Here is an 8903-nt window from a genome sequence, read left to right as displayed (position 1 = left end):
TGCGAACAAGGAACACCTGCAAAGTAGCCTCGTGAACTCGCTCATTTAAAACTTGCCATCCCAGGATCGGCAGCTACGATTTTCGTAGACCACAAACTTCTCTGGAGCGATAGATGCGACACCTGCTATCTGTGATGTCAGCCATTGCACTAACTTTTGGCATGGGAATGTTGCAAGCGGCGACTGTTGATCCTGATAGCCTGAAGCGGATGAGAGATGCGGTGAATGAGGAAGGCGAGGTACGAGTGATGATCACCCTACGCCATCAGAAACTTGAAAAATTATCGCAAGAGCAAAAAAATGATAACTTAAAAAAAGATGCAAATGCCATACGTGCGTTAAAGGCGGAATTAGGAATCGCAGCATTTACAGAAGGTAGTTGGGAGAGCGAGAGTGGGCAGATCGGGATGTATATAAAAGCAGCAGGCATTAGCATCCTTCAAAACAGTCAGAATGCACTGGCCTTTACAATAGATCCCACTGACAAATCGCGCATTACTGCTATGGACCTGGATGGCAGCCTTACAGCCCTCCGGAAAGTTTTGCGCACTAGATCAGAGGTAGATGCCGAAATAATTCTTGACACTCAGAGTGCGAAGTATCAACTATTGCAAGATGGCTCGACACGCATAACAAATGTTGGCGAAGTGATCATTGAGGCCAATTCCCTGATTGAGAAAATCCGGGAAAATTTGCAAAAATCAGGCCACTCCGAATCTACCCTGATATTAGACAATGCGCTACCAATAAAAATAACGACCTCTATTAACAAGAAAAAGCTACTCCTCCTGCAGAATCATCCTGATGTGCGAGGAATTCGGCCTATCGGCTATCAAGATCCTCGGACCACCTACTGGTCTGCAGGAGCATCCGATATAGCCGAAAAAGAGGGGCAGGTAGAGGTGAGTATTTCGTTGCGCGGTGGGTTACTTTTCTCTCCTGATTTAAATTGGAATTCCCGTGGAGGAAAAAATCAGGCAATGGCAAATCGAGAAGCCATGACAAAAATTCTTGCTGATGCCAATATAAAAATGCCACAAAGCGATCCTGTCGGGGATTCGATTGGGTCGTTTCAGATGATTCTTACCAAGGACCAGCTGTCTAGACTCCGCGCAAAAAATGATCCGCGAATTTTGGAGTTGCGTGAAAACCGCCCACTGGGTGTGTCGCAACTACAAAGGAGCATGCCGACTATTAACATGCCTGTTGCATGGGCTTCTGGAAATAAGGGGAGTGGTGTAGCGATTGCCGTGTTAGATGACGGCATTCGAAAAACTCACGAGATGTTTCTCTTTAACGGCACTACGAAAGTGGTCGGCGAAGATTGTTTTGGATCAAACTCCGGAGGCTTTAAGTCTATATGTCCGAACAAGGATTTGTTCGGTGATAGCCCAGCGGGGACGCCAAATGCGGGTGAGCCAAACAGTGATCTCATCGGATGCCAGCTGATTGATCAGCAGCGGTGCGGGCATGGTACGCTAATGGCTTCGGTTGCTGCGGGTCGCGCATCACCGAACGTGGCCAGCGGAATATTGCAAGGGGTTGCGCCAGACGCCCAACTCATTTCGATAAATATTTTCTCATATGATCGCATCAATAATAAAAAAACATATTATTTGAACGACTTGGAAAAAGGGCTCTCGTCGGTGCTTCTGAGGGCCGGCGGGACTACGCCCACCTCGCCTGCAGCACTGGTTGTCAATCTGAGTATCGGCACCGTTGCCAGTTACCCGTCCGACTGCGATGCCAATGTCAGCATCGCCATCAGAAATCTTATTCGACAACTTAGGACCGCAGGCGTCCCTGTTATTGCATCAACAGGAAATTACCAGATTCAAACTGCGCTTTCGCATCCTGCTTGTAGTGAATACTCAATAAAAGCTGCTTCTGTGCTGAACGATGAAATTGGATATACGCTCGCAACAAAGTCGAATATCGCGGCTTTAAGTCAGTATACGTATCCAATTTTTTTGGCGCCTGGTGGAGACGAAAATACTATTGGTGTCAATGGAGCAGGACGCGTTTCAGATACCGATTTGCTTGCAGGCTGGGGCACATCTCTCGCTGCAGCTCAAATCTCTGGGTTTGCAGCCGTCTACAAGAGTATGAATCCCACTCATAGCGTCGATCAGTTCATCGCTTGGGTAAATTCGACCGGAAGTGTCCCTGTCAGCAGCTTAATTGCCAGCGGTGTACAAACTTGGCGCAGAATTGCATTCCCGTGAAAGTTCGCTGGTTTTTAGAGGCCAAACCGGGATACGGCCAGTTTAGACTCATAAGCCTTTTGGTTATTAATGAACCGCTTTCTATCCCGTCTCGCTGATTTGAACGGCGCGCCACCAATCGCCTTACCAGGGGCCCTACTGCCTAGGCTTCTGGCGTATCACTGCTGTTCTTCGAAGAAAGTTTGGCTTGTGAAGTTGTCCGCCATTTCGATTCGCAGACGAAAGTCAATGCTCTCCTTCTTTTTCTTCTTGCTCAGGATATGCAGTTTCACAGGCGAGTAATAGCTTGTGGTCGGAGGGACTTCGTATTGCTTCCCATAGATGGAGACCATGGATGCGGGTTCCTTCTGCTGCAGAACTGAAAACTCTCCGTTGCGCACGACCTCCATCAGTGACTTACCCCCATCAGCACACGCGACAGTCATCGTCGGTGAACCGGTGATCTGAGAGCGCTGGTAGGAGAGCTTGCCCTCAACGATATCGCTGACTCGCGCCAGGGCCCGATGATCGTCTGTGGAGATGCTCTCGAAAATATCGATTGGCGCACTTTTCCTGAGGAATCTAAGCACATTTCTGGCTCGTCTTGCGTAGTGAGCAAATGCGAGGGTTTCGTTCATCGCCTCTATATGCTTTGGTATGTGAAACTTCCCCGCTGCAGCTTGATTTCCATCGACGTCCAAGACGAATGAAACAGACGCGAATGGATCAAGAATTGCTTCAAGCAGGTTGATAAAGACGTCCAAGTAGGGAGGGTTGGCAGCCTCTTTTCCTTGCCACGCTTTTAAGTTGGTAGTCAGAGTCGATACCGAGTGAACATCATTGCCATTCGTTGGAGTGAAAGCTAATTCCACGTCCAGAAGACCGCCACATCCAGCGCCTGCAAATCGGATTTGCTTGCGCCCAGCTGTTAGTTGACCACTAATGGTTTCAAAAATTGCCGGTTCGATCTGGGGCGCAAGTATCTTCAACACGGCTGGACGTGCCATCGGCATGATCGTTATCGATGCCAGGTCGGCATCTTTGTGCAGCACATCGAAGAGTTTTGATCCTTCAAACACGACCCCATCGAGTGGCAGCGTCGCTTCACGGCCCTCGTCAATGGACGCCTGAAGGCCCTTGCGCCAGAGATCAGCCGACTCTTGTCCAATCTTGATGGAAAAAGACACGGTCTCTTTCGCGCCCACGGTAATCGTTGTATTGCCGCCCGAGTACGTCGTTGAAACAGTGAACCTCGGATCCACTGCTTCCAATTGATCGACCAAGGCCTTGTGCACGTTGCCTATGGCTTCTGGATAAAACCCAGGCGTTCGGGTGCCCATGGCCATGGCCGCCATGCGATAGATATCCTTTTCATCGGGAAGCCGTTTGCCCTGCTCCATCAGAGCCCTTGCCTCAGCCGATGTTTTCCATACTTTGAGCGTTTCTGCGGGGTACGAGTCTGGATCCCGGTCTATGATTGTCGAGCAGGTCTGGCATAGCCAGATGATGTTGCCAAATCCGCGCCGATCTTCTGCGGTCATCGCAGCGAGATAACGCGGCCCCCCAGGCGATGCCGCATGAATATGCGCGCCGACCCCCACATTGGAGAAGTCAACTTCGCCCACTGGTGCGGAGGTGGTGGCACGGCAATCGGGATTGGAGCAACGACCTGCCACCCGCTGATAAGCCTGATTCTTGGTCGGTTTCGTGAAGTCGTCGCGTGCCATGGGATCGTCGCTTGGTTGTATGCAGATACTGTATGTGTGGAGCTTTTTCGCCCACTGCCGGCCGGCGTGCAAGCAATCAATGGCCGTCCATCGGTTTTTTCTTGCGAGCGGGCCTGGGTGGCGGTTGAAACTGCGCCACCAATGCGCGCAAGGTGTCAGCCTCCGCTTTGTGCTGCGCCACTGCCTGAAGTGCCTGCTGTAGCTCAACGCCTTGCAGTTGGTTCACGCGGGCGCTCTCGGCCAGCGAAGCCCGTGCGCTCTCCAAGTCTGCGGCCAATCGTGTCTGGGCTGCGTTGGCCTCCAGGACCTTGGCATGGTGATCGCGCTCCACTTCTGCGAGCTTGCCCCGCAGCTGCTCCAGGTGCTTGTCTACCTGCATTCGAGCGGTGCGCTCCCGATCAATTTCACGAAGCGCGCGGCGCTCGGCCTCGGCCGCACGGGAGGCCGCCTCGTCGATGGCCGCACGCCCCTTGTCAAGTTCAGCGCTGAAATGCTGCCTGCTCTTCGATTGCTCCAGCTTCAGCTCATCCACCTGCCTGGACAGCGCCTCGCCTCTCGCTGTGCTCGCAGCGTGCGCACGCCGCTCTTGTTCAAGCTCGACAGCAAGGGTCTGAACGCGGACCTCCAGTTCGGTGAATTTGGTCTGTGCGGTCTCCATTTGGGTCTCCAGGACAGCGCTACGCTGCAGAGCCTCCTGCAAGGCTGTCTGTGCAATCTGGGCCTCTGCGTGCGCCTCGATGCGCAGGACCGCTAACTCCTCGCGTGCCAACTCCGTTGCCTGGGTCCACAGCACGCTGACAGCTTGGCCTGCGGCCTCTTTAAGCGCCTCCGGCAAATCGGGGTGATCGATCTCCACCCGAGCCTTGCCGCGCAGATCCTCCCAGAACTTGGCCAGCGCTTCGGCCGGGGCGCTCATGGAGCCCTTGCGCACATGCTGATAGAGCTTGCTGGCTGTGGGCGTGATGCCGTATCGGAAGAACAGCAACGCGCACACCTCGCGGTACAGCGCTTTCGTATCGCTAAAACGCTCCCGCAGGGCCTCAACTTCGGCTTGGATTTCGGATTCTTCGCTCATTCTTAATTAATACAACGTATAACGTAAGAATCAATGAATTAATTTCTTATCTATGGACATAATTACTCTAATGTCCATAGAATTTGCTCCATGAGCAGCTTGACCGTCGCACCTGCCGTTTTGGCGCATCTTGAGCCTTTGGAGGGCTTGGTGCTCCCCCTTCACCTGTCCGGCGAGCGGGGACGCAATCGGGCCCAGGGCTTGCCCCAGGTCGCGGCCAATGACGATCGCTCTGCGGTGTTGGCCTGGCTGGCGCGCTACAAGGATTCACCGGCCACGCTGGCCAGCTATCGCAAGGAGGCGGAAAGGCTGCTGCTTTGGTGTGTGCACCAGCATGGCAAGGCCCTGTCCGATTTGACCCACGAGGACTTTCTGGCCTACGAGTCCTTTTTGGAAGATCCCCAACCGGCCGGTCGATGGATCATGCAGGTCGCACAGAAGGCTCCGAGGTCCTCGCCCCACTGGCGTCCGTTCGCCAAGCCGCTGGACCGGCAGAGCCAGCGCCAGGCACTGTCGATCCTCAACAGCCTCTTCAACTGGCTGGTTCAAGCCGGGTATCTGGCTGGCAACCCGTTAGCTCTGCGCCGCCGCAAATCTGTGGCTCGACCCGCCAAGACCAGCAGGTTCCTGCCCCACGAGCACTGGGCGCAAGTGCGCGCAACGATTGAGTCCCTTCCCACGGGCACGCCTCGGCTTGCCCTCCAAGCGGCTCGATACCGATGGCTCTTCTCTCTTCTCTACATCGGTGGCCTGCGGATTTCGGAGGTCTGCAACAACTCTATGGGCGACTTTTACTGGCGTCGGGGGGCGGACGGCCGTGAACGCTGGTGGCTGGAGATTCGGGGCAAGGGAGACAAAGCTCGCGTGATCCCCGCAACCGACGAACTGGTAACGGAACTGATGCGCTACCGGAAATCAAACAACCTGACACCGTTGCCGCGTGAGGGGGACACTCTTCCGCTTTTGTTGCCCCTCATTGGTGGAGTTCGCCCCATGGGACGCAGTGGCGTGCACGAATTGATCAAGGACATTTTTAAGAAAACCGCAGTTCGCCTGCGAGCCCTGAGTCCTGACCATGAGGCCGCAGCCTCTCATGTTGAACAGGCCTCCGCACACTGGATGCGTCACACGGCGGGGACCCATCAGAGCGACAACATGGATCTCAAATCTGTCCGGGACAACCTGGGCCATGCAAACATCGCTACAACCAGCATTTATGTGCACACGGAAGATGATGCGCGCCATGACCAGACCACGAAAGCTCACAAGCTGGGGTGGTCAGTTTGACGGAGCGAAGCGTCGATCCTGTCCATCAGATGCGTGAGGTGCCTTAAAAAGGCACTTCATCGGGAATTGGTTGCAGGTGTTGCTGCAGGTATTCAAGCTTGCCGATCAGTGCAATTCGCGTTCTGACATCTGTGCCACCCAATCGAGAAGCGCCGCGTCGGCATGGGTGCGCCGTCCCTCCCTCTTGGCCAGCGCTTCCAGCGCCTGCATCAGGTATTCGGCGACAAGCCAGTCGCGCTCCCGGCAAGCGCGCTTGAACAGTTTGGACAGGTCTTGCTCAAGTGTTGTCACAGTTCAGTCTCCCGAATTGCCGCCCCGCGCAGCTCGCGAGCATTTGTGTTGCAAGGGGCGCGAGAGTCTTTGAAGGGGTCAGAGACTGCCGGCAGTCCGGCAAAGGTTCCGCTCACTACGCTGGCACCTTGCGTGCACAACTCATCCTCCTGAGCCGCCGGCGGCGAGACATCAACCTTTGCTGCGCAATCAGCGCGGTGCGTCCGAGCGACGGGGCCTTCGGCTGTGATAGCGTAGGTAGAGAATCCGTCTTGGCGTGTGCAGCTCCATGGGCATATCGGACACGATCTGCACCAAAGCGCCCCTGGCGTTTCGCACTGCAGAAGTAGTACGGCTGATTCTCATATCCCATGCGGCAAGAAAACGGCTCAGTCAACGACATTCCAAAGACAGGTTCTTTCAGGCCTGTGATGGGCGATTCTGCGGCCGCGCAATGATGTGCAAAATGGTCCTGGTGCTTTTGAGTGTCCATGATGTCGCTTTCTTGTGCGTGTCCGGTGGTGCAGCGTATGACCAACTCACTGGATCAACGGTGCAGTGGCGCCTCGCCCTAGCAATGCACGATAGACCTTGACACGGTGGCAATGTCAAGCACCCGAAGCCAATCCCCGCGCCTTGCACGTCGCGTTTGTAATCTTCGTGCCCCCGCTTGGGGCAGATGATTGCGTAATTTTTTGGGCTGGAAGCGGTGGCCGGCCGTGCGGCCACGCTCAGTGCCAGCACACGCAACGCACTGTTGTTTTACCGTTTTCGCCGTCGCCGCCTCGAGGGCAATTCCGAGCCTGCCGGCGGTCATCGTCACGCAGACGCTGGTGAAGTTGTTGAGCGAGCTGGTCTACGTGTGGCCGGTACCCACTTTGGGGAACGAAATCACAGCTATCGAAACGACAGCCCAACCGCCAGCGCCGCAAGTGTGATGATCAAAACGGGCACCGTGATCACCATCCCCACCCGGAAGTAGTGCCCCCAGCTGATGCGGATGCCCTTGCGCGTCAACACGTGAAGCCACAGTAGCGTGGCCAAAGTGCCGATGGGCGTGATCTTGGGTCTCAGGTCGATGCCGATCACATTCGCATGCAAATCAGAGCTGTGGAATTCGCCACGAGCTTATCGCAGCTGCCTTTGGCGAGAGGTGTCTCTGCCATGGAGGCTAAAACGATTGACCTTGCCACCATGGCAAGCAGGAGACTGGATTCTTCTTAACTTTTCGCCATGAGGCTAAAGATGCATGAATTCCAGCTTCCCAACATGACCTGTGGACACTGTGCCGGGATGGTGAACCAGACACTGCAGATGGCAGATCCCGATTGCAAGGTGCAGGTGGACATGTCCAAGCGCTTGGTTACGGTGCAGAGTGCTGAAGACCGCCTGACGCTTGCGGAAGCGCTCACCGAGGCGGGCTACCCGCCCTCTTGACTACGCGTCCGTACCGCAAAAGATCTGCTCCGGCACACGTTCATCGCGGCGGGCATTGACACCGCCTTGGAGCCGCCGACCATCGCCTTGACGCAGCGATGGTCGGCCTGAGGTCTTTGGGCGGTTGCTACTTTTTTGCCACCTCTCTGTCTCGGAACTACTTGGGCGTGGAGCCCGGAGTGGCTTCCTTGTGCGGCATGGCTTCACGCGCATTGGCCTTTTCCTGACCACGGGCTTCGGCCTTGCTGGTGTCGGCGATGCCAGAGCCTTCACCCCGCGCCGTACTGCCATCCTTGGTCCGCTTCACACCGGTCGCAGGGCGGGCGTTTTTGTGTTCCTCGCCATGCGCTTGCGCCTTGGAGTTGGTGTAGGGCGTGGCCTCTTGGGTGTCGCCAGCAGCGAATGCGGACGATGCGGCGGTCATGGCCAGGGCGATAAGGAGAGTTTTCATGATTTTTCCTTGGTGGGTTGACGTGCGAACAGAAGAGCGCCCCCTTTCTTGAGGGCGCGGCGAGACACTCCTTGTGCTTACTTGGCAGGCTCGATGGCGGTGACGACCATCTTTCCGCCCTCGTTGATCACCATGAAGCGGATCTTGTCGCCGACCTGCGTCTTGTCGAGCAGGGCCTTGTCCTTGGCAGCAAACACCATGGTCATCCCCGGCATCTCCAAGTGCTTGATGTCGCCATGCTTGATGGTGATCTTGCCGGCGTCCTTGTCGATCTTGCGCACCTCTCCATCGGTCATGGAGGCTGCGGTCGTGGATGCGGCTTTTCCGGCGTCTCCAGCGGCCTGCGCCACGGCCGACAGCGGCATGAGAGTGACCAGCGACAACATAGCGCCGATCAATAAAGTGTTTGCGTTTTTCATACGAGCTCCTTGTTCAATTGCGTGCAGGGATTC

General features: G+C 55.4%; 8 protein-coding genes and 1 pseudogene. 3 read left to right on the top strand and 6 right to left on the bottom strand.

All coding sequences use genetic code 11. The annotated features are described in order from the left end of the window. Positions 1-134 precede the first annotated feature (134 nt). Positions 135-2225, top strand: coding sequence for a S8/S53 family peptidase (locus C8C95_RS23440; RefSeq protein WP_165836610.1), 2091 nt, complete (start codon positions 135-137; stop codon positions 2223-2225). Between the two features lie 158 nt (positions 2226-2383). On the opposite strand, the gene C8C95_RS23435 is transcribed toward C8C95_RS23440, so the two are convergent. Together C8C95_RS23435 and C8C95_RS23430 are read right to left on the bottom strand one after the other, a co-directional pair. Further along, positions 2384-3931 carry a hypothetical protein gene (locus tag C8C95_RS23435; RefSeq protein ID WP_133246270.1) on the bottom strand — a complete coding sequence of 516 codons (1548 nt, stop codon included), beginning with the start codon at positions 3929-3931 and terminating at the stop codon, positions 2384-2386. Positions 3932-4007: 76 nt separating this feature from the next. After that, complete coding sequence (locus C8C95_RS23430) at positions 4008-5006, bottom strand: DNA-binding protein (protein WP_116750491.1); 999 nt, start codon at positions 5004-5006, stop codon at positions 4008-4010. Positions 5007-5096: 90 nt separating this feature from the next. Between C8C95_RS23430 and C8C95_RS23425 the strand changes: the two genes are divergently transcribed. Continuing rightward, a complete protein-coding gene (locus C8C95_RS23425) occupies positions 5097-6293 on the top strand; it encodes a tyrosine-type recombinase/integrase (RefSeq protein ID WP_116750490.1) in 1197 nt (398 codons plus the stop codon). A gap of 105 nt (positions 6294-6398) precedes the next feature. Here the strand turns inward: C8C95_RS23425 and C8C95_RS23420 are convergent, their stop codons facing one another. Beyond that, a complete protein-coding gene (locus tag C8C95_RS23420) occupies positions 6399-6584 on the bottom strand; it encodes a hypothetical protein (RefSeq protein ID WP_060987815.1) in 186 nt (61 codons plus the stop codon). A gap of 876 nt (positions 6585-7460) precedes the next feature. Further along, positions 7461-7664: pseudogene (locus C8C95_RS23415) on the bottom strand (ArsB/NhaD family transporter); the annotation flags it as partial. A 144-nt stretch (positions 7665-7808) separates the two neighbouring features. Here C8C95_RS23415 and C8C95_RS23410 point away from each other — a divergent pair. After that, a complete protein-coding gene (locus C8C95_RS23410) occupies positions 7809-8000 on the top strand; it encodes a heavy-metal-associated domain-containing protein (RefSeq protein ID WP_060987813.1) in 192 nt (63 codons plus the stop codon). Between the two features lie 157 nt (positions 8001-8157). Here the strand turns inward: C8C95_RS23410 and C8C95_RS23405 are convergent, their stop codons facing one another. Beyond that, positions 8158-8451 carry a hypothetical protein gene (locus C8C95_RS23405; RefSeq protein WP_133246269.1) on the bottom strand — a complete coding sequence of 98 codons (294 nt, stop codon included), beginning with the start codon at positions 8449-8451 and terminating at the stop codon, positions 8158-8160. A 77-nt stretch (positions 8452-8528) separates the two neighbouring features. Continuing rightward, on the bottom strand, positions 8529-8870 hold the full coding sequence (locus C8C95_RS23400) for a copper-binding protein (protein ID WP_108625381.1): 342 nt from the start codon (positions 8868-8870) through the stop codon (positions 8529-8531). Positions 8871-8903: the final 33 nt, after the last annotated feature.

Source organism: Acidovorax sp. 99, assembly GCF_003096455.1.
GTDB lineage: Bacteria > Pseudomonadota > Gammaproteobacteria > Burkholderiales > Burkholderiaceae_C > Acidovorax > Acidovorax delafieldii.
The sequence above is the reverse complement of the archived record's forward strand: the minus strand, read 5'-3'. Positions and strand labels throughout refer to the sequence as shown.